This window comes from Halomonas halophila (assembly GCF_030406665.1).
GTDB classification, from domain to species: domain Bacteria; phylum Pseudomonadota; class Gammaproteobacteria; order Pseudomonadales; family Halomonadaceae; genus Halomonas; species Halomonas halophila.
This window is the reverse complement of sequence record NZ_CP129121.1, coordinates 2367770-2393551: the sequence shown is the minus strand read 5'-3', so window position 1 is coordinate 2393551 and position 25782 is coordinate 2367770. Positions and strand designations below refer to the sequence as shown.

The following is a 25782-nucleotide window of genomic DNA, read 5'->3' as shown; positions in this document are numbered from 1 at the left end:
TCGGTGCCGGGGTATCGCATGCTGCTCTGCGCGCTCCTCGCCGTGGCCCTGATGTTCGCCGATCTGCGTTTCACGCGCATGGAGCCCGTGCGGGCCCAGCTGTCGACCCTGGTGGCGCCGGTCCAGTGGCTGGTCAGCCTGCCCAGCGACGCCCTCAACTGGGCGTCGCTGGCGTTTTCCGACCAGCGCGAGCTGCTCGACGAGAATCGCCAGCTGCGCGAGCAGATCCTGACCCTCTCGCATCGCGTCCAGCGCATGGCCAGCCTGACCGCCGAGAACGTGCGGCTGCGCGAGCTGCTGGATGCCACCCGCGAGCATGACATTCCCTTCATCACCACCGAGCTGCTGTCGCTGGACCCGGATCCCTTCAGCCACCGCATGGTCATCGACCGCGGGCAGCGCGACGGCGTCTTCGTCGGCCAGCCGGTGATGGATGCCGCCGGGCTGGTGGGGCAGGTGACCTCGGTGTCGGCCTACGCCAGCCGGGTGCTGATGGTGTCCGACGCCAGTCACTCGCTGCCGGTCCAGGTCAACCGCAACGGCCTGCGCTTCATCCTTCAGGGCACCGGCCAGTACGACGCCCTCGGCGTGCTGCACGTGCCGGACACCGCGGATATCCGCGAGGGCGACCTGCTGATGACCTCGGGGCTGGCCGGGCGCTTTCCGCCCGGCTATCCGGTGGCGCGGGTCACCTCGGTGGTCCACGATCCCGGCGAGCCCTTCGCCCGGGTCGAGGCCCGCCCGGTGGCCCAGCTGCAGCGCGCCCGCCATTTCCTGTTGCTGTTTCCGCCGGAGCCCCCCGAGGCGCCGGGCCGCGGGGGCTGGACGGTCGCGCTCGACCAGGCCGCCGTCCAGGCGGCGCTGGAAATGATCGGTCCCGTCGAGGAGGACGAATAATGGCCGCACGCGCGACGGCGAGCCTGCCCTGGATCTGGCTGACCCTGCTGCTGGCGCTGTGCTTTCAGGTGATGCCGCTGGCCGATGGCTGGCAGATCTGGCGCCCGGACTGGCTGGGACTGATGCTGATCTACTGGTGCATGAAGGCGCCGCAGAAGGTCGGGGTCTTCCACGGCTTCGCGCTGGGCATCCTGGTGGACCTGATTCAGGGCGCGCCGCTGGGACAGAACGCTCTGCTGCTGTCGCTGCTGGCCTTCCTGTGTGCCCTGGTCTATCCGCGTTTCCGGGCCTACTCGCTGCTCCAGCAGGCGGTGCTGATCCTGGTGCTGCTGGGCACGGTGCAGCTGGTGGAGCAGTGGCTGCGGACCCTGCTGGGCCCCTTCGCGATTCACCTGTCCTTCCTGCTGCCCTCGGTGATCGGGGCGCTGCTGTGGCCCTGGCTGACCACGCTGTTCCGCGTCTTCCGGCGCCGTGGCAGCGAGGAGTGAGCCGGATGACGATGTCCGATGCCGCCACCGATGCTCCCGAGCCGCCGCTGATCCGGCTGGCCTCCGCCTCGCCGCGCCGCCGGGAGCTGCTGGCCAGCATCGACGTGCCGGTCGAGGTGCATCCGGTCGACCTCGACGAGACACCGCGGCCCGGCGAAGCCCCCGAGGCCTATGTTCGACGCCTGGCCGAGGACAAGGCCCGGGCTGGGGCGCTGGGCAGCACGCTGCCCACGCTCGGCTCCGACACCGCGGTGGTGTGTGACGACGCCATCCTCGGCAAGCCGCGCGACCGCGAGCACGCCGCCGCCATGCTGCGCTCGCTGTCCGGGCGCACCCATCGGGTGCTGACCGCGGTGGCGGTGACCGGCCCGGCGGGCCTGCTGAGCGCCTGCGTGACCACGCGAGTGACGCTACGCGAGATCACCGAGGCCGAGGCCGCCGCCTACTGGGCCACCGGCGAGCCCGCCGACAAGGCCGGCGGCTATGCCATTCAGGGCCGGGCGGCGCTGTTCGTGTCGCGTCTCGAGGGCAGCCATTCCGCGGTGGTCGGCCTGCCGCTGTTCGAGACCGCTGAATTGCTGGCCCGACAGGGCGTGCCGCTGTGGAACCGCGCTATGTCATAATGCCTCGAGTTTCCTCTGGACAAGGATTTCCGCATGAGCGGTGAAGTACTGATCAACCTGACCCCGATGGAGACCCGGGTCGCCGTGGTGGAGAACGGCGTGCTCCAGGAAGCCTTCATCGAGCGGGCCCGGCGCCGCGGCATCGTCGGCAACATCTACAAGGGCAAGGTGGTGCGTGTACTGCCGGGCATGCAGGCAGCCTTCGTCGACATCGGCCTCGAGCGGGCCGCCTTCATCCACGCGCATGAGGTGATGCCCTCCGGGACCCCGGCCGACGAGCAGGCCTCCATCGGCCACCTGCTCCACGAGGGACAGTCGCTGGTGGTGCAGGTCACCAAGGACCCCATCGCCTCCAAGGGCGCGCGCCTGACCACGCATCTCTCGGTGCCGTCGCGCTACCTGGTCTACATGCCGGACTCGCCGCACAACGGCGTCTCCCAGCGCATCGAGGACGAGCGCGAGCGGGAGCGGCTGCGCGAGCTGGTCGAGGCCGCCCAGGCGGAACAGACGCTGGAGGTGACGGGCGGCTTCATCGTGCGCACCGCCGCCGAGGGCGTCACGCAGGAGGAAATGGCCGGCGACATGCACTTCCTGCTGCGCCTGTGGCGCAAGGTCAGCGAGCGCAAGGTCACCGCCTCGGCCCCCAGCGTCATCTACGATGACCTGCCGCTGTTCATGCGCACCCTGCGCGACGTGATGCGCGACGACATCGAGAAGGTGCGCATCGATTCCCGGGAGAATCACGTCAAGCTGCTGGAGTTCGCCGAGGAATTCATGCCCTCGGCGGTGGAGCGCATCGAGCACTACGCTGGCGAGCGGCCGATCTTCGACCTGTTCAGCGTCGAGGACGAGATCCAGAAGGCGCTGGGACGCAAGGTCCAGCTCAAGTCCGGCGGCTACCTGGTGATCGATCCCACCGAGGCCATGACCACCATCGACGTCAACACCGGTGGCTTCGTGGGACATCGCAACCTCGAGGAGACCATCTTCAAGACCAACCTCGAGGCCGCTACCGCCATCGCCCGCCAGCTGCGGCTGCGCAATCTGGGTGGCATCATCATCATCGACTTCATCGACATGGAGGAGCCGGAGCATCAGCGCCAGGTGCTCCGCGTGCTGGAGAAGTCGCTCGAGCGCGATCACGCCAAGACCAAGTGCACCGGCGTCACCGAGCTGGGGCTGGTGCAGGTGACGCGCAAGCGCACCCGCGAGAGCCTCGAGCAGACCCTGTGCGAGGCCTGCCCGTCCTGCCACGGTCGCGGCACCCTCAAGACCCCGGAATCGGTGTGCTACGAGATCTTCCGCGAGATCCTGCGCGAGGAGCGGGCCTACAGCGCCGAGACCTATACGGTGCTGGCCTCCCAGCCGGTGGTCGATCGCCTGCTCGACGAGGAGTCCGCGGCGGTGGCCGACCTGGAGGAGTTCATCGGCAAGACCATCCGCTTCCAGGTCGAGGCCCACTACTCCCAGGAGCAGTACGATATCGTGCTGATGTGAGCCCATGTCGAGGACTCGCCTGGCCATTCGCTGGACCCTGACGCTGCTGGCGGCGGCGCTCACCCTGGTGGCGGTGCTCACCCTGGTGCTGCGCCTGCTGCTCGGTCAGGTCGATCAGCTCACCCCGCGCCTGGAGGCGCTGCTTTCGGCCCGCTTCGAGGCTGCAGTGAGCCTGGAGGCGATCGAGGGTGGGCTGGCCGGATTCGATCCCGAGCTCGAGCTGCGTGGACTCTCGCTGCGTGCGGCCGGCGGCGACCGGCCCCTGCTCGAGCTCGGCGACGCTCGCCTGCGGCTCGATGCCGGTGCCAGCCTGCGCGATGGGATGCCGGTGGTGTCCGATGCGCGGCTGTCCGATCTCACCCTGCATCTCTATCAGGCCGAAGACGGCCGATGGCACTGGCCGGAGCCGGCCGACGTGCCCCCCGAGCTGATTCCCGATAGCGAGTTCGATCTCGAGCGCCTGGACTTCTGGGTCGGCGTGCTGCTGCGCCAGCGCGCCTGGGCCGAGGACATCGAGCTGGTGCTGCACGGCCGCGAGCACGAGGCGGTGCTCGAGGCGCCGCGGCTGCTGATGGTCGGCGATGCCCGACGCACGCATCTGGAGGGGCGGGTGCGGCTGCGGGGCCGACCGGGGGAGGCCGCGAGCGTGGTCATGGAGCTGGTGCCGGGCGAGGGGCTGGACGATTTCGGCGCGGCCCTGCAGGCCGACATGAGCCTCGACAGCCTGACCGGGCTGTCGTCGCTGTTCGGCGTCGAGGGGCTGCCGGACTTCGACGACCTGGCGGGCGAGGCCCGGCTGTGGGGGCGCTGGACCCACGGGCGCCTGGCCGACGCGCGCCTCGACGTCACCGCGCCACGCCTGGTGCTGGGCACGACGGTAGACGACGCCGAGGCGTCGGATATCGTGCTCGACAACGCCATGCTGCGGGGCCAATGGCGGCGCACGGCCGGCGCCGAGGACTGGCAGGCCTGGGTGCAGGCCGACGCCGAGCAGGTCGCCGGCCCCGAGGCCTCGGCCGAGGCGCGAGCGCTGCCTCGGGACTGGTATCTTCAGGGCGACGACAGCGACTGGTGGCTCACCACCGGCCCGTTCGATCTCGAGGCCCTGGCCGCCTGGCGCTCCCGGCTGCCGCTGCCGGAGGCGCTGGACCGCGGCGTGGCCGCGCTGGCCCCGCGCGGGCGCATCGAGGCCCTCGGCGCCGGTGTGAAGGATGGCGTCTGGCAGGCCCGGGTCAGTGCCAGCGAGGTGAGCGTGGCGCCCTGGAACGAAGCCCCGGGCGGCGGTCCGCTGGCGCTGTGGCTGGAGGCCGACGGGAATCACGGCAGCGTGCGCTTCGCCGGCGGCGAGGGCAGCACGCTGGCCTTTCCCGAGGTCTTCGAGGCGCCGATGTCGCTCGATCATGCCAGCGGCGAGGTGAGCTGGCGCTACGACGGCGAGCGCGGCTTCGTCAGCGGGCGGCACCTCTCGGCGGGCTGGCGCGGCGCCGAGGTGAGCGGCGACTTCGGCCTGGCCACCGGTGGCCCCGGCCGCGGCGGCTTCGGCCTGGCGCTGGATTTCCGTGACGTGGACGCTCGCTCGCGGCCGTTGACCGACTGGCTGCCGATGGTGGTGCTGCGCGAGGAAGCCCCGGAGCTCGCCGACTGGCTATCCGGCGGCCTGGCCGGGCGGGTGCCTGCGGGGGCGCTGCGCCTGCACGTGCCGCTGCGCGACGAGCAGACCGGGCTTTCCACCATCGAGCCGACCCTGAACCTGGATCTCGAGGTCGAGGCCGGGCGGCTGCCGTTCGCCGACGGCTGGCCGGCGCTGGATGACGTGGCCGGCCGCCTGCGCCTGCGCGGCGAGACCCTCGAGGCCGAGGTGGACGCCGCCGAGAGCCTGGGCATCCGCACCCGCGACGCCGAGGTGCGCCTCGAGGACGATCGGCTCTCGGTCAGCGGGCCGCTCGTCGCCGACGCCCCGGCACTCTCGGGCTATCTTGCCGCGATGCCCGTCGATGGCATCGAGGCGGTCACCGACTGGCAGGCCGAGGGGAGCGTCGAGGCCGGCCTGGACCTCGAGATGGCGTTGGACGAGCCCCAGGCGCTGCAGCTCGACATCGCCGGCGACGCCGACCTGCCGCGCCTGACCCATGCGGCGAGCGGGCTTTCGTTCCGCGACATCAGCGGGCCGCTGGCCTGGCGCCAGCGCGGCGAGGCCGGCTCCCTCGACGGTCGATTGAGCGGCCGGCTGCTGGGCGGGCCGGTCAGCGCCACGCTGGCCACCGGCGAGGGACGTGTCGCGCTGTCGGGCACTGCCCGCGCCGGGGCGCTGACCGAGCTGGGCGCGCCGGCCGGCATCGGCGGCATGCTGTCCGGCCCGCTGGCCTGGCAGGGCGACGTGGCTCTCGACGCCGAGACGCCGATCCTGAACCTGTCGAGCGAACTGCGCGACCTGGTCATCGACCTGCCGGCGCCGCTGGGCAAGCCGGCCGGCACGCCGCGGGACCTGCGCCTGACCTTCGCCCTGGCCGAGTCCGGGCCCTGGTCGGGCCGGCTGGGTGCGCGCCTCGGCTGGCGCTGGCGCCCCGGGCGCGGCGGCCAGGGGCAGGCCTGGCTGGGCCGCGAGGCACCGGCGACCTGGCCCAGTGAATCCGGCTGGTCGCTGCAGGCCTATCTGCCGCGCGTCGATGCCGAGGCCTGGGGCACCGCCCTGGCGCCGTTGTCCGCCGGCGTGGACGGTGCCGGCGGGGGGCTGGCGGGCAGTGGCGCCATCTCGCACCTGATGCTGGATACCGATTGCCTGAGCGTCGAGCGGCGCTGCCTGGGCTCGATGATCGTCGAGGGAGCCCCGACGGCCGGCGGCTGGGACCTGGCCCTGGATGGCAGCCTGCTGACCGGCCGGCTAGCCTATCGGCCGGGGCTTTCGCAGCCGCTCGACGTCTCGCTGTCGCGGCTGCGCCTCGACGGCCTGCTGCCGGCCGAGGCGGCACCGGTCTCCGCGGGAGGCGGCCGCCTGCTCGAGGAGCTGGAGGTGCCACCGACGCCGGTCGCCATGCCGGCGTCTCTCGAAGCGCTGCCGGCGGGTCGGCTGGGCATCGACGAACTGAGCTATCAGGGTCGACGGTTCGGGCCGCTGAACGCCCAGTGGCGGGCCGAGCCGGATCGCCTGGTGATCGATCCGCTGGCGCTGACGCTGGGCGAGATCGATGCCCGGGGCAACCTGACCTGGGAGGCCGCCGGCCCCGAGGCGAGCCTGACCCGGGCACGGCTGGACATCGATGGCGGCGACCTGGGGTCGGCCCTGGAGGCGCTGGGCCAGCCGGTGGCGATCCGCAACGCCGAGACCCGCGTCGACGGACAGCTGGCCTGGCCCGGTGCGCCCTGGCAGTTCGCCCTGGCGCGCTCCCGGGGCAACCTGGCGGTCGAGCTGCGCGACGGTCGTTTCGTCAACCTGGAATCGCCCTCGGCGCGGCTGGTCGGCCTGCTCAACGTGGACAACCTGCTGCGCCGGCTGACCCTGGACTTCTCCGACGTCACAGGGCGGGGCACCGCCTTCGATCGTGTCAGCGGCGATGCGACCCTGTATGGTGGGGTGCTGGAGACCCGCGGTCCGGTCGAGATCGACGGTCCGGCCACCCGCTTCACCCTCGACGGCAGCGTCGATCTGGCGCGGCGGGAACTCGACCAGCGCCTGGGCATTACCCTGCCGGTGAGCAGCAACCTGCCCCTGGCGGCGGTGATCGCCGGGGCGCCGGTGGTCGGAGGGGCGCTGTTCATCGCCGACAAGCTGTTCGGCGACGCCCTCGACCGCGTGACCCGAATTCACTATCGCGTGGAGGGGCCCTGGACCTCGCCGCGCATCGCTCTGGAAAGTGCCGAATGACATCACACACGCAACCCCTGCTCGACCAGGCCGCCGAGGCGCTGCTGACCCCCGGCGGGCTCGATCTCGATGCCCTCGACACCGGCCTCGGCCACGCCATGGGCGCCGGCATCGACTACGCCGATCTGTACTTCCAGCGCAGCTGGCACGAGGGCTGGGTGCTGGAGGACGGTGAGGTCAAGGAGGCCAGCTACAACATCGACGGGGGCGTCGGCGTGCGCTCCCTGGCCGGGGAGAAGACCGGTTTCGCCTACTCCAACCAGATCTCCATGGAGGCCCTGGCCGAGACCGGGCGCACCGCCGCCGGCATCGTGCGCAGCGGCCAGCGCCTGAGCGCCGCCCCGCGGGTGGTGACGGCGCCGGCCGCTCGCTATGCCGGCATCGATCCGCTGGCCGGACTCTCCGCCGACGAGAAGGTCGCTATGCTCAAGGAGGCCGATCGCGTCGCCCGGGCCGCCGACCCGTCGGTGAGCCAGGTCAGCGCCTCGCTGACCGGCGTCTACGAGGTGGTGCTGGTGCGTGCCAGCGACGGCACCCTGGCCGCCGACGTGCGCCCGCTGGTGCGTTTCAACGTCAGCGTGATCACGGTACGCGACGGCCGCCGCGAGCGCGGCAGTGCCGGCGGCGGTGGCCGCTACCCGATGTCCCGGCTACGCGACGAGAACGTCGCCGAGCGCTTCGCCAAGGAGGCGGTGCGCCAGGCGCTGGTCAACCTCGACGCCGTGGACGCCCCGGCCGGCCAGATGCCGGTGGTGCTAGGCGCCGGCTGGCCGGGCATCCTGCTCCACGAGGCCGTGGGCCATGGCCTGGAAGGCGACTTCAATCGCAAGGGCAGCTCGGCCTTCGCCGGCCGCATGGGCGAGCGCGTGGCCGCGCCCGGCGTGACCGTGGTCGATGACGGCACCCTGGCCGACCGCCGCGGTTCGCTGTCCGTCGACGACGAGGGCACGGCCACCCAGTGCACCACGCTGATCGAGGACGGCATCCTCACCGGCTACATGCAGGACAAGCTCAACGCTCGACTGATGGGCATGGCGCCCACCGGCAACGCCCGCCGCGAGTCCTTCGCCCACATGCCGATGCCGCGCATGACCAACACCTACATGCGCGCCGGCCAGGACGACCCCGCCGACATCATCAAGAGCGTCTCTCGCGGCATTTATGCCGTGAGCTTCGGCGGCGGCCAGGTGGACATCACCTCCGGCAAGTTCGTGTTCTCGGCCAGCGAGGCCTATCTGATCGAGGACGGCCGCATCACCGCGCCGGTCAAGGGTGCGACCCTGATCGGCAACGGTCCGGAGGCCATGGGGCATGTGTCGATGATCGGCCACGACCTGGAGCTGGATACCGGCATCGGCGTATGCGGCAAGGAAGGGCAGGGTGTGCCGGTGGGCGTCGGCCAGCCGACGCTGAAGCTGGACGAGCTGACCGTCGGTGGAACGCAGTCCTAAAGCTTGAAGCTGTAAGAGCGCCGCTTCGCGGCTGGAAGCTGGAAGAGAAACCCATGGCCTGACGGGAGGACTTCCAGCTTCAGGCTTCAAGCTTCCGGCTTTACAGCTCGGCGGTCTCGCGGATCAGCTTGAACAGCCGCCGGGCGTTGGTCGGCGGCTTGCCCTGATCGCGTTCGCGGCGGGCGTTGCGGATCAGCTGGCGCAGGGCCTGGCGGTCGACGTCGGGGTAGTCGGCGATGAAGGCCTCGAGGGCGTCGTCGTCCTCGATGAGGCGGTCGCGCCACTGCTCCAGGCGGTGGAAGGCGTGGTCGCGGCGCAGCTGCTCGCGGTCCATCTCGTCGAACACCGCCTGGATGCCGTCGAGGTCCTCGCGGCGCATCAGCTTGCCGACGTACTGCATGTGCCGGCGGCGGGCCTCACGGGCGCGGATGCGGCCGGTCTCCTCGATGGCCGCCAGCAGGTCGTCGGACAGCGGGAAGCGGTCGCGTTCGGCCTCGCGCATGGCGATCAGCCGTTCGCCGAGCTCCTGGAGGGCATGCATCTCGCGCTTGAGCTGCGACTTGCTGGGCCGTTCGTCGGCCGAAGAGAAATCATCCTGGGTCATGCGGCGTCCTGATTCATGAGAGGGGCGTTAGGCATCGGCCCAGTATACCAGCCCGCCGCGTCGGGCTGGCCAAACGACCATGTTGTGTATCGGCCGCCTGGCCGGTCGAGTGAGGAGTCAAGACGATGACACAGGCTTTCGATGCCGTCGCCCAGCAGTCGCTGCTGGAAACCCGTGCCGAGGCGGCCCTGGCGCTGGCCCGCCGGCTCGGCGCCGATGCCTGCGAGGTGGGCGCCAGCGTCGACCAGGGCGTGGGCGTCAACGTGCGCGAGGGCGAGGTCGAGACCGTCGAGCTGTCCCGCGATCAGGGCATCGCGGTGACCGTCTATGTCGGCCAACGCAAGGGCAGCGCCTCGTCCACCGACGCCTCCGAGGCGTCGATCCAGGACGTGGTCGAGAAGGCCATGGCCATCGCCCGCTACACCGGCGAGGATCCGGCCTCGGGGCTGGCTCCGGCCGAGCTGATGGCCCGGGAGCTGCCGGATCTCGACGTTCATCACCCCTGGGCGTTGTCCACCGAGGAGGCGGTCGAGCTGGCGCTGGCCTGCGAGAACGCCGGCCGCGGCCAGGCGGGCATCAGGAGCTCCGACGGCGCGGGGCTGTCCAGCGGCGAGGGCGTGCGCGTCTACGCCAACAGCCACGGCTTCCTGGGCAGTCAGCGCGGCAGCCGCCACTCGCTGTCCTGCATGCTGATCGCCGAGGACGAGCACGGCATGCAGCGCGACTACGACTACACCAGCGCCCGCGACCCTCGCGAGCTACTGGCGCCCGAGGCCGTGGGCGAGAGCGCCGCGCGGCGCACCCTGCGCCGGCTCGGCGGCCAGCGCCCGGCCACCGGGCGGATGCCGGTGCTGTTCGATCCGAACCTGGCGTCGGGGCTGGTCGGCAGCTTCTTGAGTGCCATCGCCGGCGGCGCCCTCTATCGCCAATCCTCCTTCCTGTGCGACCGCCTCGGCGATGCGCTCTTCCCCGAATGGTTCTCGCTGCAGGAGAAGCCGCGCCTGGTGCGCGGCATGGCCAGCAGCGCCTTCGACGGTGACGGCGTGGCGACCCGCGACAACGTCTTCATCGATCAGGGACGGCTGGCCAGCTACATGCTGTCCGCCTACAGCGCGCGGCGACTGGGGATGGAGACCACCGGCAACGCCGGCGGCGCCCGCAACCTGCGCCTCAGCGCGCCGCTCGAGTCCCAGGAGGCGCTGCTCGCGCGCATGGATCGCGGGGTGCTGGTCACCGAGCTGATGGGTCAGGGCGTCAACGGCGTTACCGGCGACTACTCCCGCGGCGCCGCGGGCTTCTGGGTCGAGAACGGCCGCATCCAGCACCCGGTGGAGGAATTCACCATCGCCGGCAACCTGGCGACGATGTTCCGGGGACTGGTCGGCGTCGGCGACGACATCGACACCCGCGGCAGCATCCATACCGGCAGCTGGCTGATCGACGAGATGACCGTGGCCGGCAGCTGAGCCGGCCCTGGTGACGACAAAAAGCCCGCGAGACGCTCGCGGGCTTTTTTGTACGATGTTGTCGTGGTCCGGGTGCCGGTGCTCAGCGTTTCGGGCGGTAGTGTTCGTCCACGCCCAGTCGCTCGAGCAGGCGAGTGAACAGGAAGGCCTCGTTGCCCTTGAGCGAGCGGCTCAGGCAGTCCAGGTACTCGCGGCGCGGATAGCGCCGCCAGCGCGGTGCCTTGTAGGCATCGAGGTCGATGGCGAACAGGCGACCGTCGCGAACCAGGAAGTTGTCGGTGTGCAGGCCGCGGCAGTGAATGCCGTCGCGGTCGAAGGCGACCAGCGCGTCCAGATACTGTTCCTGCAGGTCGGGGGAGTCGAGGATCAGTTGCTTGAGCGGTACGCCATGGATGTTCTCCGTGACCAGCCGATAGGGGCGCGCCTCGACGATGGTCGGCGTGGCGATGCCGAGGGTTTCGAGCCGCGAAGCAATGAGGGCGAAGTTGCGCCCGGGGTAGGGCCGGATGCGCGCCAGGTAGCGCAGCCGGTCGACGGTCTTTGGCTGGAAGGTCTTGATGAAGTGGTCGCGCTCGGGATCGAAGTGGACTCTGGAGTACTTGCCGGTCTGGATCAGCTGCATGGTCCTGCTCGGTAGAGGGGGAGTGATGGCGCCGTCGAGACGGCCTCTGGTCAGGCTTCTTCGTCGAAGCGGGCCGCGAAGAGGGCTTCCAGCGCATCCAGCACCGCCTCGCCGTCGTCGCCGTCGGCCTCGAGGATCAGTTCGGTGCCGCAGGGTGCGGCCAGCATCAGCAGCGCCATGATGTTGGTGGCATCGGCCTGCTGGTCGCCATGGCAGACGGTGACGCGGGAGGCGTAGGGTTGGCAGCACTGCACCAGGCGGGTGGCGGCCCGGGCGTGCAGGCCGCGCTTGTTGGTCAGGGTGAGCTTGCGGCTGGGCACGTGACTAGCGGTCCTTGGCGTCGTTCGGGTCGGGAAGCGTGAGTTGCAGGCCGAGCTCGCGATGGCGCAGGCGCACGCCGGCGTGGGTCTCGGCAAGACGCCGGGACAGTCGCTCGGCCAGGTAGGTGGAGCGGTGCTGGCCGCCGGTGCAGCCGATCGCCACGGTCAGGTAGCTGCGCTGGCTGGCGCGGTAGCGGGGCAGCCAGCGTTCGATCCAGGCCAGGATGTCGTCGGCCATCTCGTCGACCACCGGGTAGCCCTCGAGGAAGGCGATCACGCTGTCGTCGCGGCCGGTGGCATCACGCAGCCGCGGGTCCCAGTAGGGGTTGGGCAGGCAGCGGGCGTCGAACACGATATCGGCGTCCAGAGGCACGCCGCGCTTGAAGCCGAACGACTCGAGGGTCAGCGTCAGCCCTTCGCGGCCGTGCCCGGCGACCTGGTCGGTGATGCGACCACGCAGGTCGTGCACCGAGAGCCGCGAGGTATCGATCAGCAGATCGGCGAGGTCGCGAATCTCCGACAGGGCGTCTTCCTCGCGATCGATCGCCTCGGCCAGCGTCATCTCGGTATCGCGGGTCAGGGGGTGTCGGCGCCGGGTCGCGGAGTAGCGCTCCAGCAGGATGCGTGCATCGGTGGTCAGGTAGATCACCTGGCACTGGATGTCGCGGGCACGCACGTCCTCGAGCAGCGTCGGGAAGCGTTCCAGGGCATGGGGCAGGTTGCGGGCGTCGATGCTGACCGCGACGGCGCTGCGCAGGGACTGGCCGCTGCGCAGCTCGTCGACCAGCGGTCCGAGGAGCATCGCCGGGAGGTTGTCGATGGCGTAGTAGCCGAGGTCCTCGAGGGCCTGCAGGGCGATCGACTTGCCGGAGCCGGAGCGTCCGCTGATGATGACGAGCTGCATGACGGATCGGGTCTCCTGGTCGGGGGCGGCCCTCAGCTGCGTCCGCTGGCGGCCGGTGCCTGTCGTCGGATGGCGTCGAGGAGGCTGTCGTGCAGCTCGCGCTGGCTGCCGGCCCGACGCAGGGCGCTGCGGGTCGCGGCGTCGTTCATCACGCCGGCGACCTGGCCGAGCAGGGCGAGATGCGCGTCGTCGGCTTCCTCGGGGACCAGCAGCACGAACACCAGGTCGACGGGTTCACCGTCGATGGCGTCGAAGTCGACCGGTTCGTCGAGCTTGAGAAAGCCGGCGATAGGGGCCTTGCAGTGAGGGTTGCGGGAATGGGGGATGGCGACCCCGTGCCCGATGCCGGTGCTGCCCAGGCGCTCCCGCCCGATCAGCCGGCTGAAGACCTCCTGGCTGTCGAGGCTGGGAATGTTCTGGGCGATGAAGGTGCTGAAGAACTCCAGCACACGTTTCTTGCTCCCCCCGGGCACACCGAAGAGGGTGCGCTCGGGGGGCAGGATGGCTTCGAGTGACATGACTCAGCGGACGCTTGCGGCGCCCTGGGCGCGGGCCTGAGTCTTTTCCTTGTGCTTGACGAGCTGGCGGTCCAGCTTGTCGGCAAGGGCGTCGATGGCGGCGTACATGTCGGCGTCCATCGCTTCGGCGTGCAGATCGGCACCGGCGGCGTGCAGCGTGCAGGCGGCCTGTTGGCGTTCCTTCTCGACGGAGAGCGTCACCTGAACGGTGGTGATGTTGTCGTAATGGCGTTCCAGGCGGGAGAGTTTCTCCTGCACGTAGTCACGCAGGGGCTCGGTCAATTCCACGTGATGGCCGGTGAGGTTGACTTGCATGACACGCTCCTTGCTCCTTGGGTGGTGACTCGATTGTAACCCTTTTTGGTGCCTTGCAAACCCCCCGTGCCAGACGCGTTTTCATACTCTGGAACCCCCCGTCGGGAGGGCCTCAGCCGAGGCGCTTGCGCTGGCTGGAGGAGGGGATGTGCATCGCTTCGCGATACTTGGCGACGGTGCGTCGGGCCACCTCGATGCCCTCCTCGGCGAGCAGGGTGACCAGCTTGCTGTCGGACAGCGGCTTGCGCGGCGGTTCGCCCTCGATCAGCTTGCGGATGCGGGCGCGGATCGCGGTGCTGGAGTGGGCATCCTCGCCGTCGCCGACCTGGCTCGAGAAGAAGTACTTGAGCTCGAAGACGCCGCGGGGGGTGTGGATGAACTTCTGGGTCGTGACCCGAGAAATGGTCGACTCGTGCATCTCCACCGTCTGGGCGATGTCGGCCAGGATCAGCGGCTTCATGGCCTCTTCGCCGTGCTCGAGGAACTCGATCTGGCGGGTCATCACCTCGTGGCCGACGCGCAGCAGGGTGTCGTTGCGGCTGGCCAGGCTCTTGATCAGCCAGCGCGCCTCCTGCAGGTGGTCCTTGAGGAACTGGTTGTCGTCGCTCTTGTCGGCGCGCTTGATCAGCGCCGCGTAGTCGGGCTGGATGCGCAGCCGCGGCATCGCCTCGGGGTTGAGCTCGACGCGCCAGCCCTGGGGCGTGTAGCGGGCGATCAGGTCGGGAATCACGTAGTCGCTGTCGCCGCTGGCGAATTCGCTGCCCGGGCGCGGGTCGAGGCCGCGGATCAGGCCGATGACCTCGTCGAGGGTCTCGTCGTCGAGCCCCAGGCGCCGCTTGAGCAGCCGCCGGTCGTTGCCGGCCAGGGCCTCGAGGAACTGGCGTACCAGGCGGCGCGCCTGGGGCAGCAGCGGGGTGTCGTCGGGCAGGGTGGCCAGCTGCAGCAGCAGGCACTCGCGCAGATCGCGGGCGAACACGCCGGTGGGCTCGAACTGCTGCAGGCGCAGCAGCACCGCTTCGACCTCGCGGGTGGCGAGCCCGTCGAGGCCCTGGGCGCGCAGGCCGTCGCGCAGCTCGTCGAGCGGTTGATCCAGATAGCCGTCCGGCGTCACGGCATCGATCAGGCTCTCGGCGATGCGGGTCTCGCGTTCGTCGAGCTCGCTCATGGCCAGCTGCCAGACGAGGTGGCTCTGCAGGCTCTGGCCGGCGGCCTGGCGCTCGAAGTCGGGAGCCTCGCCGCTGCCGCCGGCGTCCTGGAAGGTGTCCGACCAGTCGCTGTCGACGCTGAGTTCTTCCGGAATCTCGTCGGACCAGTCGTCGTCCGGCGTCTCCCCGGCGGCCTGCTCGCCGAAGTCGTCCTCCAGCTCCAGCATGGGATTGGCTTCCAGGGCCTGCTGGATCTCCTGGCGCAGATCAAGGGTCGAGAGCTGCAGCAGGCCGATGGCCTGCTGCAGCTGGGGCGTCATGGTCAGCTGGGTGCCGACACGCAGTTGGAGGGATGCCTTCATGGCCATGGCAAGCGTTCCGGTCCTGCGGCAAAGAGGCCTTCCACCCTAGTGTGGGTGTGCCCGCCGTGCAAGCCTTTGCTCAGCAATTAGCATGCCAATGGCAATTGCCATGCCTGTCTGTGCATGGCGACAATATATCAGTGACTTGCGAAGCCAATAGGCTCAGAGTCGGAAGTCCTGGCCCAGGTAGACGTCGCGTACCCGCTGGTTGGCGAGGATGGCCTCGGCGTCGCCTTCGGCGATGATCTGGCCGTCGCCGACGATGTAGGCGCCGTCGCAGATGTCCAGCGTCTCGCGCACGTTGTGGTCGGTGATCAGCACGCCGATCTCGCGGGCCTTGAGCTGGCGGATGATGCCCTTGATGTCGCCTACCGAGATCGGGTCGACGCCGGCGAAGGGCTCGTCGAGCAGGATGAAATCGGGTTCGGTGGCCAGCGCCCGGGCGATCTCGACCCGCCGGCGCTCGCCGCCGGACAGGCTCATGCCCAGGTTGTCGCGGATGTGGGTGATGTGGAACTCCTCCAGCAGTGCCTCCAGGCGCGCCTTGCGGCCGGCACGGTCGAGGTCGCGGCGGGTCTCGAGAATGGCCATGATGTTGTCGGCCACCGACAGCTTGCGGAAGATCGAGGCTTCCTGGGGCAGGTAGCCGATGCCGGCCTGGGCGCGTTGGTGCATGGCGGCGCCGGAGAGGTCGCGGTCGTCGATGGCGACGCGGCCGGCGTCGGCCCGAACCAGGCCGACGATCATGTAGAAGGAGGTGGTCTTGCCGGCGCCGTTGGGGCCCAGCAGGCCGACGATGCGGCCCTGCTGGATCTCCAGGCTGATGTCGTGAACGACGCGACGGCGCTTGTAGCTCTTGGCGAGGTTCTGGGCACTCAGGGTCTTCATGGGCCGTCCTGCTGTTCCGGCTCCAGGGTCATGCGCACGCGCTGGCGCTCGCCGATGCCCTCGGCGTCGGAGCGGGCCTGCACCACCCGGCGGTCGAGGAAGTATTCGAGGTAGCCGCCGTCGAAGGTGTCGCCGCCCTGGTGCAGCTCGGCCTGGTCGACGAGCTCGATGCGCCGCTCGGCCACGTGGTAGACCACGGTGCGGCCCCAGGCGCGGACCAGGGGTTGATCGGGGGCGGGCTTCTGCTCCAGGTAGGCGCGCTGGCCGGTGGCGGTGGCGGTGGTCAGCTGGCCGGCCTCGTTGCGCTGGATCTCCACGCGGTCGCCGGTCAGCTGCATGCTGCCCTGCTGGATCTGCACGTCGCCCTGATAGACGGCGGTGCCGGCGCGGTCGTCGAGGTCCAGGCGGTCGGCCTCGACCTGGATGGGCGCGCTGGCGTCGCCTTCCAGCGCCAGGGCGGCGGGGGCAGCCAGCGCGCTGGCGAGCAGCGCTGCGCTGAGCAGTGAAGCGAGGGATCGCGTCATGACTCGGGGTCCTCCTGGGGGGCCGGCGGGTGGTGGCCGCGCACATTGTCGGTCAGTCGGGCGCGGTTGTCATCGAGCCAGGCGTCGAAGCGCTCGCCGCGCATCCACTGCGGCGGCTGGCTCAGTCGTGCCGGCGTGTCGCTCCAGGCGTGACCGGCGATGCTGTCGTAGTACAGGCGTTCGGTCTCGAGCCGCCAGCGTTCCTCGGGGGCGGTCAGCACCGCCTGCCCCTCGAGGGTGAGCAGGCGCTGGCCGTCTTCCAGGCGTCCGCGCTCGGCGTCGGCCAGCCATTGCCGGCCTTCGCTGTCGCGAAGCTGGGCGTGGGGCGTGGTCAGCCGGGTGACGTCGTCGACGGGCGTGTGCTCCAGGCGCGGCGTGGTGAGGCGCTGGTGAGGCGCGCCCTGGGCGTCGAATCGCGTCAGGTGCGCGTCCTCCAGGTAGTAGTCGGGCTCTCCCGTCTCGCCCTGGGGCGCGGGGCCCGGCGGTGCCTCGGGGCGCTGGTCGAGCAGCGCCAGGCCGCCGCCCAGGGCGAGCAGCAGCAGGAACAGCCAGGTGCGAAAGCCGGGACGAGGGAGGCGCATGGCGTCAGTCCTGGCCGTTCAGATAGGTGTCGAGCACGGCGTCCAGGCTGTCCTGGGCCTGGAGCAGGGTGTCGCAGATCTCGCGAACCGCGCCATGACCGCCCTTGCGTTCGGTGACCCAGTCGGCGTGCCGACGGATGTAGCTCGGCGCGCCGGGGACGCTGATGCCGACGCCGGCCCGATGGATCGGGGCCAGGTCGGGCAGGTCGTCACCGCAGTAGGCGACCTGGGAGAGGTCGAGTTCGAGGTCTTGGCACAGCTGGCGCAGCGTCGGCAGCTTCTTCTCGATGCCCTGATGCAGATGCCGGATGCCGAGCGCGCTGGCGCGGCGAGTGACCATCGGCGAGTCGCGGCCGGTGATCAGCGCCACCTGGATGCCGGCGCGCTGCACCAGCTTGATGCCGTGACCGTCGAGGGTATGAAAGGCCTTGAGGCTGTCGCCGTCGGCATCGAAGTAGAGGCGGCCGTCGGTCAACACGCCGTCCACGTCCAGGGCCAGCAGGCGCACCTGTCGCAGGCGCTGGACCAGGTCCGGGTTCAGCAGGGGGGCGTCGAAGGGCATGGAATCTCCTTGGGTCAGATGACGCCGCTGGCCAGCAGGTCATGCATGTGTAGCGCGCCCACCGGGCGGCCGTCATCGTCGACCACGGCCAGGGCGGTGATGCGGTTGTCCTCCATCAGCCGCACGGCCTCGGCGGCCAGGGTGTCGGGCGAGGTCCGTTTGCCGGGGGTCGTCATCACCTGATCCACGGTCAGCGACGACAGGTCGCTGAACTGATCCAGGGTGCGGCGCAGGTCGCCGTCGGTGTAGACCCCGGCCAGCCTGCCCTCGGGGTCGATGACGCAGGTGAAGCCCAGGCCCTGGCGGGTGATCTCCAGCAGCGCATCGCGCAGCGGGCTGCCCAGCGCGACCTGCGGCAGGCGGGCGCCCTGATGCATCAGGTCCGAGACCTTGAGCAGCAGCCGCTTGCCGAGGCTGCCGCCGGGATGCGAGAGGGCGAAATCCTCGGCGGTGAAGCCGCGGCTCTCGAGCAGCGCCACGGCCAGGGCATCGCCCAGTGCCAGGGCGGCGGTGGTCGAAGAGGTGGGCGCCAGATCCAGCGGGCAGGCCTCGCGCTCGACGCCGGCATCCAGGTGGGCCTCGGCGTGGCGAGCCAGGGTCGAGCCGGGGCGCCCGGTCATGCTGATCAGCGGGGTGCCGAGGCGCTTGAGCAGCGGCAGCAGGGCGGTGACCTCGGCGGTCTCGCCGGAATTCGACAGCGCCAGCACCACGTCGCCCGGCGTGATCATGCCCAGGTCGCCGTGGCTGGCTTCGCCCGGATGCACGAAGAAGGACGGGGTACCGGTACTGGCCAGGGTGGCGGCGATCTTGCTGCCGATGTGGCCGGACTTGCCCATGCCGGTGACCACCACGCGGCCGCGACAGGCCAGGATCAGCTCGCAGGCGCGCTCGAAGTCGCCGTCCAGGCGCGCGACGAGGGCGCCGATGGCCTGCTGCTCCAGCCGCAGGGTGCGTTCGGCGCTGGCCAGCAGGCCGGTGAGGGAGGAGGTGTCGTCTGTCATGGGAGGATTGTTGCCTGTCGCGGGGTTGGGCTCAAGGGCGGACGGCCGATTCGGCGCCGGCGGGCCACGCAAGAGGGCGCTCATTGAACCCGCTGAGGCCGTGCTGCGCAAGCCGGCACATGACGGCGCTGGCGCCCCGGTCGATGGTTAGGATACGATGTTCGATAATCTATCAGGGAATTCATTGGATGACCGATTCTCCCCTCATCGAGGTGGAGGGCCTGCGCTTCTCTCGCGGAGAGACGGAGATCTTCCGCGGCCTCGACATGGCGGTGCCACGCGGCAAGATCACCGCGATCATGGGACCCAGCGGCACCGGCAAGACCACCCTGCTCAAGCTGATCGGCGGCCAGCTCGCCCCTGACGCCGGTCGGGTGATGATCGGCGGCGAGGACGTGCACGCCCTGTCGCGCAAGGCGCTGTTCCGGATGCGTCGGCGCATGGGCATGCTGTTCCAGAGCGGGGCGCTGTTCTCCGATCTCGACGTGTTCGAGAACGTGGCCTTTCCGCTGCGCGTGCACACCGACCTTCCCGAATCGATGGTCCGCGACCTGGTGCTGATGAAACTTCAGGCGGTGGGCCTGCGCGGCGCCCGAACGCTGATGCCGTCGGAGCTTTCCGGCGGCATGGCGCGGCGCGTGGCGCTGGCCCGGGCGATCGCCCTGGACCCGGACCTGATCCTCTACGACGAGCCCTTCGTCGGCCAGGACCCCATCTCCATGGGCGTGCTGGTGCAGCTGATTCGCCGGCTCAACGATGCCCTGGGGCTGACCGCGGTGGTGGTGTCCCACGATATCAAGGAGACCCTGTCCATCGCCGACTACGTCTACGTGATCGCCGACGGCCAGGTGATGGCCCAGGGCACGCCACAGAGCCTCGACGTGGATCGCGACCCCAGGGTCAGCCAGTTCGTTCACGGCGAGCCGGACGGCCCGGTGCCGTTCCACTATCCCGCCAGGGATTTCCATGAGGACCTGCTGGGGACGGGAGGCGCGAGATGATGGCGATGATTCAACGTCTGGGACGCCTGGGCTTCGGCGTCGCCGAGGGACTCGGCCAGGCGACGCTGCTGCTCGTCCAGTCGGCGGTGGGCGTGCCCTCCGGCGAAGGGATCCGTCTGTGGCTGCGCCAGATGTACTTCGTGGGCGTGCTGTCGCTGGCCATCGTGATGGTGTCGGGGTTGTTCATCGGCATGGTGCTGGGCCTGCAGGGCTACACCATCCTGGTCGACTTCGGCGCCGAGGATGCGCTCGGCCAGATGGTGGCGCTGTCGCTGCTGCGCGAGCTGGCGCCGGTGGTGGCGGCGCTGCTGTTCGCCGGCCGTGCCGGCTCGGCGCTGACCGCCGAGATCGGCCTGATGAAGGCCACCGAGCAGCTCACCAGCATGGAGATGATCGGCGTCGACCCGCTGCGCCGGGTCGTTGCCCCGCGCCTGTGGGCCGGTTTCGTCGCCTTGCCGCTGTTGACCATCGGCTTCGGCGTGATCGGCATCTGGGGCGGCGAGCTGGTCGGCGTGAAGTGGCTGGGCGTCTTCGAGGGCTCCTATTGGGGCAACATGCAGGCCAGCGTCGAATTCGTCGATGACATCCTCAACGGCCTGATCAAGAGCCTGGTGTTCGCCCTGGTGGTGACCTGGATTGCGGTCTATCAGGGCTACGCCCTGGTGCCGACGTCGGAGGGCATCGCCCGCGCCACCACGCGCACCGTGGTCTATGCCTCGCTGGCCGTGCTGGGGCTGGATTTCGTCCTGACCGCCCTGATGTTCGGCGGGCTCGCCTGAGGCGGAAGCATGATGGCGGCTGTCGGCCGCCGCGGATTTGTGGAGACATGGAATGAAGCGCAGCAAGACGATGGAACTCGGAGTCGGCCTGTTCATGCTGGCCGGCATCCTGGGGCTCCTGTTCCTCGCCCTGAGGGTCAGCGGCCTGAGCCTCGCGCCCCCGGGCGACGACTTCCGCCTGGAGGCCAACTTCGCCAACGTCGGCGGTCTCAAGCCGCGTGCCCGGGTCACCATGGCCGGTGTCACGGTGGGGCGGGTCGAGAGCATCGACCTCGACACGGAGTGGTACGACGCGCGGGTGGTGCTGACGCTCGACGACGAGCTGGAAGGGGCGCTGCCCGAGGATACCACCGCCGCGATTCTTACCTCGGGGCTGCTCGGCGAGCAGTACGTGGGACTGTCGGTGGGCGGCGCCCCCGAGACGCTGGCGGACGGCGATCGCCTGCGCGATACCCAGTCCGCCCTGGTGCTGGAAGAGCTCATCCAGCAGTTCGTGTCCAACATGGCCAAGGAGTGAACCCGATGAACGCAACGAGCCTTTCCCGGCGCCTGGTCGGCGCCATGACGATCCTGGTGATGTGCCTGATGGCGCTGCCGGCGGTCGCCCAGGCCAACACCCCGGAACAGTTGATCCGCGACAGCATCGACGAGCTGATGGGCGATATCGAGGGGCGTCGGGACTACTACCGCGAGCATCCCGACGAGCTCGAGGTCGTGGTCGACGACAGCCTCGAGCAGGTGGCCGATTTCCGCTATATCGGCGCCAGCGTCATGGGCCGCTATTTCCGCAACGCCACCCCGTCGCAGCGCTCGCGCTTCGTCGACACCTTCCGTCAGACGCTGATCGATACCTATGCCAAGGGACTGGTGACCTTCGATTACCAGGACATCCGCGTGCTCGACAACCAGGATGCCGGCCGCTACGAGGACCAGGCCAGCGTCGAGATGGAAGTGGTGGCCAGTGACGGTACCGTCTACCCGGTGAGCTATTCGCTGCGTCAGGATGACGGCCAGTGGAAGGTGGTCAACGTGATCGTCAACGGCATCAACCTGGGGCTGACCTTCCGCAACCAGTTCGATCAGGCGATGCGCGACCAGAATCGCGACTACGACGCCGTGATCGATGGCTGGGCGCCGGAGCTCGCCGTCGACGAGCTGGAGCAGGGCGAGGCAGGATGAGCGTGCTGCTGGAGAACGGTGCCAATCGCCTCGAGGTCGATGGCGAGGTGCTGTCGGTGTCCGGCGAGGTCGACTTCGACGGGGCCGCGGAGATTGCCGCCGCCGGCCAGCGCTGGCTTGCCAGCCAGAGCGAGGGTAGCCGCGTGGTCTTCGATCTCGGCGGGGTGGGGCGCGTCAGCAGTGCGGCGGTCAGCGTGCTGCTGGAGTGGACGCGCCAGAGTCGGGCCGGTGGCCTCACTCTCGAGGCGGTGCGGCTGTCGCCGCCGCTGGCCCGGCTGACCGAGGTCGCCGGAGTCGATACCCTGCTGCCGGTGGAGGCGAGCGTCGACGCCACCGAAGCGTGAGCGGCACCATGACGGCAAGGGGCCGGGAGCGACGGGCGTCGCCCCGGCCCCTTCGTGTTTCGAGGCTCGTCATGACCAGGCGTATCGTGTCGAGACTCGTCGGCTGGCGCGCATGTCGCCATACGCGCACGTCGCCAACGGCGTCGCTTTTCATTACCATGGTCGGCCTGTTCGTCCCGTCATCGCATCGCGGTGGCGCTTTCACGGATCAACCATTTTCTAGCGAGGGTTCGATGCTTCCCACTGAGGTCAAGGCGCTGCTCGAGAGCCGGCTCGATGGCTGCGAATTTCATATCCAGGGCGAGGGCTGCGACTTCCAGGTGGTCGCCGTCGGCGAGGTGTTCGAAGGGCTGTCCCGGGTCAAGCGACAGCAGCTGATCTACGGCGCGCTGTCCGACGAGATCGCCTCCGGCGCCCTGCATGCCGTGACCATCAAGACCTACACGCCCGAGCAGTGGCAGGGTGCCGCCGAGAACAAGGGGGCCTGAGGCTCGAGGTGACATGGACAAGCTGATCATTACCGGCAACGGCCCCGTCGATGGCGAGGTCTGGGCCAGCGGTGCCAAGAACGCCGCCCTGCCGATTCTCTGCGCGACCCTGCTGGCCGACGAGCCGGTGACCATCGGGAACCTGCCGCACCTGCAGGACATCACCACCACCCTCGAGCTGCTCGGCCACATGGGCGTGCAGCCGGTGATGGGCGAGCGCATGAGCATCCAGCTCGACGGCGCCCAGGTGACCGACTGTCACGCGCCCTACGAGCTGGTCAAGAAGATGCGCGCCTCGATCCTGGTGCTCGGACCGCTGCTGGCCCACTTCGGCCAGGCCGACGTGTCGCTGCCCGGCGGTTGCGCCATCGGCTCCCGGCCGGTCGATCTGCATATCCGCGGCCTCGAGGCCATGGGCGCCGACATCCGCGTCGAGGGTGGCTACATCCGCGCGCGGGTCGACGGTCGCCTCAAGGGGGCGACCATCTTCTTCGACACCGTCACCGTCACCGGCACCGAGAACCTGCTGATGGCCGCGGTGCTGGCCGAGGGCACCACGGTGCTCGAGAACGCCGCCCGCGAGCCGGAGGTCACCGACCTGGCCGAATGCCTGATCAAGATGGGCGCGAACATTCGCGGCCACGGCACCGACACCATCGTCGTCGAGGGCGTCGAGCGGCTGCACGGCGCCGAGCACGACGTGATGCCGGACCGCATCGAGACCGGCACCTTCCTGGTCGCCGCGGCGCTGTCGCGGGGCAGGGTGAAGGTGCGCAACACCCGCGCCGACATCCTCGAGGCGGTGCTGGCCAAGCTCGAGGAGGCCGGTGCCACCGTGACCACCGGCGAGGGCTGGATCGCGCTGGACATGCACGGCAAGCGGCCCAGGGCGGTCAACGTGCGCACCGCGCCCTATCCGGCCTTTCCCACCGACATGCAGGCCCAGTTCGTGGCCCTGAACGCGGTGGCCGAAGGCACCGCCCGGGTGGTCGAGACCATCTTCGAGAACCGCTTCATGCACGTCCAGGAGCTCAACCGCATGGGCGCGAGCATCGCGCTCGAGGGCAATACCGCGGTGATCACCGGCGTCGAGAGCCTGTCCGGTGCGCCGGTCATGGCCACCGACCTGCGCGCCTCGGCGTCGCTGGTGATCGCGGCGATGATGGCCGAGGGCGAGACGCTGGTCGACCGCATCTACCACATCGATCGTGGCTACGAGTGCATCGAGGAAAAACTGCAGCTGCTGGGCGCCAAGATCCGGCGCATTCCGGGCTGAGCCGACAACAGGCGAGACCATGAGCAAGCAACTGATTCTGGCCCTGTCCAAGGGCCGCATTCTCGACGAGACCCTGCCGCTGCTGGCCGAGGCCGGCATCACGCCCGCCGAGGACCTGGGGGCCAGCCGCAAGCTCTTGTTCGACACTAACCTGCCGGACGTCAAGCTGGTGGTGATCCGCGCCACCGACGTGCCCACCTACGTCCAGCTCGGCGCCGCCGACGTGGGCGTGGCGGGCAAGGACGTGCTGCTCGAGCACGGGGCCGAGGGCCTCTACGAGCCTCTGGACCTCGAGATCGCCGGCTGCAAGCTGATGACCGCGGGGGTCAGCGGTGCCGAGCCGTCCCACGCCCGGCGTCGGGTGGCCACCAAGTTCGTCAACGTGGCCAAGCGCTACTACGCCGAGCAGGGCATCCAGGCCGAGGTGATCAAGCTCTACGGCGCCATGGAGCTGGCGCCGCTGATGAACCTGGCCGACGAGATCGTCGACATCGTCGATACCGGCAACACCCTGCGGGCCAACGGCATGGAGCCGCGCGAGCTGATCGCGCCGATCTCCACCCGTCTGGTGGTCAACAAGGCGGCCATGACCATGAAGCACGACCGCCTCAAGCCGCTGATCGCCCGCCTGCGCGAGGCGGTCGAGCGGCGCAGCGCCGAGGCGCCGGCCTGAGCGGCCGGTCATCCCCGAGAGGAGAGCAATCGTCATGAGTGAAGTGTCCGCCGGCCGCCTCGAGATCGCGCGTCTGTCCACCGCCGACGCCGACTTCGAGACACGCCTCGATGCCCTGCTGGCCTGGGAAGGCGTGTCCGATGACGAGGTCCAGCGCCGCGTCGCCGACATCCTCGAGGCCGTGAAGACCCGCGGTGATGCTGCCGTGGTCGAGACCAGCAACCGCTTCGATCGCCTCTCGGCGTCGAGCATGGCCGATCTGACCCTGGGGCCGGATCGCCTGCGCCAGGCCTTCGATGGCCTGCCCGAGGCGCAGCGCGAGGCGCTGGCCACCGCCGCCGACCGGGTGCGCCGCTACCACGAGCACCAGAAGCCCGAATCCTGGCAGTACACCGAAGATGACGGCACGGTGCTCGGCCAGCAGGTCATGCCGCTGGACCGCGCCGGCATCTACGTGCCCGGCGGCAAGGCCGCCTATCCGTCCTCGGTGCTGATGAACGCGCTGCCGGCTCACGTGGCCGGCGTCGGCGAGATCGTCATGGTGGTGCCGACCCCGGATGGCGTGCTCAACGAGCTGGTGCTGGCCGCCGCCCACCTGGCGGGCGTCGATCATGTCTTCACCATCGGCGGCGCTCAGGCCGTGGCCGCGCTGGCCTACGGCACCGAGACGGTGCCGCGGGTCGACAAGATCGTCGGCCCCGGCAACATCTACGTGGCCACCGCCAAGCGAGCGGTGTTCGGCCAGGTCGGCATCGACATGATCGCCGGTCCCTCGGAGATCCTGGCGGTCTCCGATGGCGGCACCGACGCCGACTGGCTGGCCATGGACCTGTTCTCCCAGGCCGAGCACGACGAGGACGCCCAGTCGATCCTGGTCAGCTGGGACGGCGATCACCTGGAGGCAGTCGGCGAGGCCATGGCCCGGCTGCTGCCGACCATGGAGCGCGAGGCGATCATCCGCACCTCGCTGGCCGAGCGCGGCGCGCTGATCCACTGCCGCGACCGCGACGAGGCGGTGGCGCTGATCAACCGTATCGCCCCGGAGCACCTGGAGCTGTCGGTGGAAGCCCCGCAGGACTGGCTGCCCGAGGTGCGCCACGCCGGCGCCATCTTCATGGGTCGCTACACCGCCGAGGCGCTGGGCGACTACTGTGCCGGCCCCAACCACGTGCTGCCGACCTCCGGCACGGCGCGCTTCTCCTCGCCGCTGGGCGTCTACGACTTCCAGAAGCGTTCCTCGCTGATCGGCTGCTCCGCCGAGGGCGCCTCGACCCTGGGCCGCACGGCCTCGGTGCTGGCCCGCGGCGAGTCGCTGACCGCCCATGCCCGCAGCGCCGAGTACCGCATCCGCGACTGAGGGCCCTTCGGGCCTTGCCAGGCAACAACGACCGCGGCCCCGTCAGCGACGGGGC

Annotated in this window: 28 protein-coding genes; 16 read left to right on the top strand and 12 right to left on the bottom strand. The window is 69.8% G+C overall.

Annotation, left to right across the window (positions count from 1 at the left end):
• The first annotated feature begins 18 nt into the window (after positions 1–18).
• The 6 genes from mreC to tldD are packed head-to-tail and all read left to right on the top strand — an operon-like array spanning position 19 to position 8818.
• Positions 19–897, top strand: coding sequence for a rod shape-determining protein MreC (gene mreC / locus QWG60_RS11135; RefSeq protein ID WP_146907340.1), 879 nt, complete (start codon positions 19–21; stop codon positions 895–897).
• Complete coding sequence (mreD, locus tag QWG60_RS11130) at positions 897–1385, top strand: rod shape-determining protein MreD (protein ID WP_146907342.1); 489 nt, start codon at positions 897–899, stop codon at positions 1383–1385. The genes mreC and mreD overlap by 1 nt, the downstream gene beginning before the upstream one ends.
• Positions 1386–1390: 5 nt before the next feature.
• Positions 1391–2008 carry a Maf family protein gene (locus QWG60_RS11125; protein WP_106488740.1) on the top strand — a complete coding sequence of 206 codons (618 nt, stop codon included), beginning with the start codon at positions 1391–1393 and terminating at the stop codon, positions 2006–2008.
• Positions 2009–2041: 33 nt separating this feature from the next.
• Positions 2042–3505 carry a ribonuclease G gene (gene rng / locus QWG60_RS11120; protein WP_046079784.1) on the top strand — a complete coding sequence of 488 codons (1464 nt, stop codon included), beginning with the start codon at positions 2042–2044 and terminating at the stop codon, positions 3503–3505.
• A gap of 4 nt (positions 3506–3509) precedes the next feature.
• Positions 3510–7367, top strand: a complete 3858-nt coding sequence (locus QWG60_RS11115) for a YhdP family phospholipid transporter (RefSeq protein WP_146907344.1) — start codon at positions 3510–3512, stop codon at positions 7365–7367.
• The gene (gene tldD / locus QWG60_RS11110; protein ID WP_035592371.1) at positions 7364–8818 is read left to right on the top strand and encodes a metalloprotease TldD; all 1455 of its coding nucleotides are present in this window, start codon (positions 7364–7366) and stop codon (positions 8816–8818) included. The genes QWG60_RS11115 and tldD overlap by 4 nt, the downstream gene beginning before the upstream one ends.
• A 100-nt stretch (positions 8819–8918) precedes the next feature.
• Here tldD and yjgA read toward each other — a convergent pair whose 3' ends face one another.
• Positions 8919–9422, bottom strand: a complete 504-nt coding sequence (yjgA, locus tag QWG60_RS11105) for a ribosome biogenesis factor YjgA (RefSeq protein WP_107180763.1) — start codon at positions 9420–9422, stop codon at positions 8919–8921.
• A 125-nt stretch (positions 9423–9547) separates the two neighbouring features.
• Between yjgA and pmbA the strand changes: the two genes are divergently transcribed.
• Complete coding sequence (pmbA, locus tag QWG60_RS11100) at positions 9548–10888, top strand: metalloprotease PmbA (protein ID WP_146907346.1); 1341 nt, start codon at positions 9548–9550, stop codon at positions 10886–10888.
• A gap of 82 nt (positions 10889–10970) precedes the next feature.
• Here the strand turns inward: pmbA and QWG60_RS11095 are convergent, their stop codons facing one another.
• From QWG60_RS11095 to QWG60_RS11045, 11 genes are all read right to left on the bottom strand, one after another.
• Complete coding sequence (locus QWG60_RS11095; RefSeq protein WP_046079779.1) at positions 10971–11510, bottom strand: BUD32 family EKC/KEOPS complex subunit; 540 nt, start codon at positions 11508–11510, stop codon at positions 10971–10973.
• A gap of 50 nt (positions 11511–11560) precedes the next feature.
• Entirely contained in the window at positions 11561–11830 is a 270-nt protein-coding gene (locus QWG60_RS11090) for an HPr family phosphocarrier protein (protein ID WP_107180761.1), read from the bottom strand.
• Positions 11831–11834: 4 nt separating this feature from the next.
• On the bottom strand, positions 11835–12734 hold the full coding sequence (gene rapZ / locus QWG60_RS11085) for an RNase adapter RapZ (RefSeq protein ID WP_107180760.1): 900 nt from the start codon (positions 12732–12734) through the stop codon (positions 11835–11837).
• A gap of 32 nt (positions 12735–12766) precedes the next feature.
• Positions 12767–13252 carry a PTS sugar transporter subunit IIA gene (locus QWG60_RS11080; RefSeq protein WP_107180759.1) on the bottom strand — a complete coding sequence of 162 codons (486 nt, stop codon included), beginning with the start codon at positions 13250–13252 and terminating at the stop codon, positions 12767–12769.
• A 3-nt stretch (positions 13253–13255) separates the two neighbouring features.
• On the bottom strand, positions 13256–13567 hold the full coding sequence (gene hpf, locus QWG60_RS11075) for a ribosome hibernation-promoting factor, HPF/YfiA family (protein WP_016854429.1): 312 nt from the start codon (positions 13565–13567) through the stop codon (positions 13256–13258).
• Between the two features lie 112 nt (positions 13568–13679).
• Positions 13680–15080 (bottom strand): RNA polymerase factor sigma-54, encoded by a 1401-nt coding sequence (locus QWG60_RS11070; RefSeq protein WP_107180758.1) that lies wholly within the window; start codon positions 15078–15080, stop codon positions 13680–13682.
• Between the two features lie 156 nt (positions 15081–15236).
• Positions 15237–15962, bottom strand: coding sequence for an LPS export ABC transporter ATP-binding protein (gene lptB, locus QWG60_RS11065; RefSeq protein ID WP_035592394.1), 726 nt, complete (start codon positions 15960–15962; stop codon positions 15237–15239).
• Positions 15959–16486: a lipopolysaccharide transport periplasmic protein LptA gene (lptA, locus tag QWG60_RS11060; protein WP_107180757.1), complete on the bottom strand. Its 528-nt coding sequence runs from the start codon at positions 16484–16486 to the stop codon at positions 15959–15961. Before lptA ends, lptB begins: the two co-directional genes overlap by 4 nt.
• Entirely contained in the window at positions 16483–17067 is a 585-nt protein-coding gene (lptC, locus tag QWG60_RS11055; RefSeq protein WP_146907348.1) for an LPS export ABC transporter periplasmic protein LptC, read from the bottom strand. Before lptC ends, lptA begins: the two co-directional genes overlap by 4 nt.
• Before the next feature lie 4 nt (positions 17068–17071).
• Positions 17072–17629: a KdsC family phosphatase gene (locus QWG60_RS11050; protein ID WP_146907350.1), complete on the bottom strand. Its 558-nt coding sequence runs from the start codon at positions 17627–17629 to the stop codon at positions 17072–17074.
• Positions 17630–17643: 14 nt separating this feature from the next.
• Positions 17644–18630 (bottom strand): KpsF/GutQ family sugar-phosphate isomerase, encoded by a 987-nt coding sequence (locus tag QWG60_RS11045; RefSeq protein WP_035592405.1) that lies wholly within the window; start codon positions 18628–18630, stop codon positions 17644–17646.
• 188 nt (positions 18631–18818) lie between these two features.
• Here QWG60_RS11045 and QWG60_RS11040 point away from each other — a divergent pair, with 188 nt between their 5' ends.
• The 9 genes from QWG60_RS11040 (at position 18819) to hisD (ending at position 25727) form a co-directional block, all read left to right on the top strand.
• A complete protein-coding gene (locus QWG60_RS11040) occupies positions 18819–19631 on the top strand; it encodes an ATP-binding cassette domain-containing protein (RefSeq protein ID WP_046079772.1) in 813 nt (270 codons plus the stop codon).
• Complete coding sequence (gene mlaE / locus QWG60_RS11035) at positions 19628–20410, top strand: lipid asymmetry maintenance ABC transporter permease subunit MlaE (protein ID WP_035592411.1); 783 nt, start codon at positions 19628–19630, stop codon at positions 20408–20410. The genes QWG60_RS11040 and mlaE overlap by 4 nt, the downstream gene beginning before the upstream one ends.
• Positions 20411–20462: 52 nt before the next feature.
• Complete coding sequence (gene mlaD, locus QWG60_RS11030) at positions 20463–20927, top strand: outer membrane lipid asymmetry maintenance protein MlaD (RefSeq protein WP_035592413.1); 465 nt, start codon at positions 20463–20465, stop codon at positions 20925–20927.
• A 5-nt stretch (positions 20928–20932) separates the two neighbouring features.
• Positions 20933–21589, top strand: coding sequence for an MlaC/ttg2D family ABC transporter substrate-binding protein (locus tag QWG60_RS11025; RefSeq protein WP_046079771.1), 657 nt, complete (start codon positions 20933–20935; stop codon positions 21587–21589).
• Complete coding sequence (locus QWG60_RS11020) at positions 21586–21933, top strand: STAS domain-containing protein (protein ID WP_046079770.1); 348 nt, start codon at positions 21586–21588, stop codon at positions 21931–21933. Before QWG60_RS11025 ends, QWG60_RS11020 begins: the two co-directional genes overlap by 4 nt.
• Positions 21934–22166: 233 nt before the next feature.
• Complete coding sequence (locus tag QWG60_RS11015) at positions 22167–22421, top strand: BolA family protein (protein ID WP_016854417.1); 255 nt, start codon at positions 22167–22169, stop codon at positions 22419–22421.
• A 13-nt stretch (positions 22422–22434) separates the two neighbouring features.
• Complete coding sequence (gene murA, locus QWG60_RS11010; RefSeq protein WP_046079769.1) at positions 22435–23697, top strand: UDP-N-acetylglucosamine 1-carboxyvinyltransferase; 1263 nt, start codon at positions 22435–22437, stop codon at positions 23695–23697.
• A 19-nt stretch (positions 23698–23716) separates the two neighbouring features.
• On the top strand, positions 23717–24370 hold the full coding sequence (gene hisG / locus QWG60_RS11005; protein ID WP_035592422.1) for an ATP phosphoribosyltransferase: 654 nt from the start codon (positions 23717–23719) through the stop codon (positions 24368–24370).
• 34 nt (positions 24371–24404) lie between these two features.
• On the top strand, positions 24405–25727 hold the full coding sequence (gene hisD / locus QWG60_RS11000) for a histidinol dehydrogenase (RefSeq protein WP_046079768.1): 1323 nt from the start codon (positions 24405–24407) through the stop codon (positions 25725–25727).
• Positions 25728–25782: the final 55 nt, after the last annotated feature.

Excerpts from the sequence above, each read along its gene's own strand:
- mreC (WP_146907340.1), top strand. The coding sequence starts at position 19 with ATGCTGCTCTGCGCGCTCCTCGCCGTGGCCCTGATGTTCGCCGATCTG.
- mreD (WP_146907342.1), top strand. The coding sequence starts at position 897 with ATGGCCGCACGCGCGACGGCGAGCCTGCCCTGGATCTGGCTGACCCTG.
- QWG60_RS11125 (WP_106488740.1), top strand. The coding sequence starts at position 1,391 with ATGACGATGTCCGATGCCGCCACCGATGCTCCCGAGCCGCCGCTGATC.
- rng (WP_046079784.1), top strand. The coding sequence starts at position 2,042 with ATGAGCGGTGAAGTACTGATCAACCTGACCCCGATGGAGACCCGGGTC.
- QWG60_RS11115 (WP_146907344.1), top strand. The coding sequence starts at position 3,510 with ATGTCGAGGACTCGCCTGGCCATTCGCTGGACCCTGACGCTGCTGGCG.
- tldD (WP_035592371.1), top strand. The coding sequence starts at position 7,364 with ATGACATCACACACGCAACCCCTGCTCGACCAGGCCGCCGAGGCGCTG.
- yjgA (WP_107180763.1), bottom strand. The coding sequence starts at position 9,422 with ATGACCCAGGATGATTTCTCTTCGGCCGACGAACGGCCCAGCAAGTCG.
- pmbA (WP_146907346.1), top strand. The coding sequence starts at position 9,548 with ATGACACAGGCTTTCGATGCCGTCGCCCAGCAGTCGCTGCTGGAAACC.
- QWG60_RS11095 (WP_046079779.1), bottom strand. The coding sequence starts at position 11,510 with ATGCAGCTGATCCAGACCGGCAAGTACTCCAGAGTCCACTTCGATCCC.
- rapZ (WP_107180760.1), bottom strand. The coding sequence starts at position 12,734 with ATGCAGCTCGTCATCATCAGCGGACGCTCCGGCTCCGGCAAGTCGATC.
- QWG60_RS11080 (WP_107180759.1), bottom strand. The coding sequence starts at position 13,252 with ATGTCACTCGAAGCCATCCTGCCCCCCGAGCGCACCCTCTTCGGTGTG.
- hpf (WP_016854429.1), bottom strand. The coding sequence starts at position 13,567 with ATGCAAGTCAACCTCACCGGCCATCACGTGGAATTGACCGAGCCCCTG.
- QWG60_RS11070 (WP_107180758.1), bottom strand. The coding sequence starts at position 15,080 with ATGGCCATGAAGGCATCCCTCCAACTGCGTGTCGGCACCCAGCTGACC.
- lptB (WP_035592394.1), bottom strand. The coding sequence starts at position 15,962 with ATGAAGACCCTGAGTGCCCAGAACCTCGCCAAGAGCTACAAGCGCCGT.
- lptA (WP_107180757.1), bottom strand. The coding sequence starts at position 16,486 with ATGACGCGATCCCTCGCTTCACTGCTCAGCGCAGCGCTGCTCGCCAGC.
- lptC (WP_146907348.1), bottom strand. The coding sequence starts at position 17,067 with ATGCGCCTCCCTCGTCCCGGCTTTCGCACCTGGCTGTTCCTGCTGCTG.
- QWG60_RS11050 (WP_146907350.1), bottom strand. The coding sequence starts at position 17,629 with ATGCCCTTCGACGCCCCCCTGCTGAACCCGGACCTGGTCCAGCGCCTG.
- QWG60_RS11045 (WP_035592405.1), bottom strand. The coding sequence starts at position 18,630 with ATGACAGACGACACCTCCTCCCTCACCGGCCTGCTGGCCAGCGCCGAA.
- QWG60_RS11040 (WP_046079772.1), top strand. The coding sequence starts at position 18,819 with ATGACCGATTCTCCCCTCATCGAGGTGGAGGGCCTGCGCTTCTCTCGC.
- mlaE (WP_035592411.1), top strand. The coding sequence starts at position 19,628 with ATGATGGCGATGATTCAACGTCTGGGACGCCTGGGCTTCGGCGTCGCC.
- mlaD (WP_035592413.1), top strand. The coding sequence starts at position 20,463 with ATGAAGCGCAGCAAGACGATGGAACTCGGAGTCGGCCTGTTCATGCTG.
- QWG60_RS11025 (WP_046079771.1), top strand. The coding sequence starts at position 20,933 with ATGAACGCAACGAGCCTTTCCCGGCGCCTGGTCGGCGCCATGACGATC.
- QWG60_RS11020 (WP_046079770.1), top strand. The coding sequence starts at position 21,586 with ATGAGCGTGCTGCTGGAGAACGGTGCCAATCGCCTCGAGGTCGATGGC.
- QWG60_RS11015 (WP_016854417.1), top strand. The coding sequence starts at position 22,167 with ATGCTTCCCACTGAGGTCAAGGCGCTGCTCGAGAGCCGGCTCGATGGC.
- murA (WP_046079769.1), top strand. The coding sequence starts at position 22,435 with ATGGACAAGCTGATCATTACCGGCAACGGCCCCGTCGATGGCGAGGTC.
- hisG (WP_035592422.1), top strand. The coding sequence starts at position 23,717 with ATGAGCAAGCAACTGATTCTGGCCCTGTCCAAGGGCCGCATTCTCGAC.
- hisD (WP_046079768.1), top strand. The coding sequence starts at position 24,405 with ATGAGTGAAGTGTCCGCCGGCCGCCTCGAGATCGCGCGTCTGTCCACC.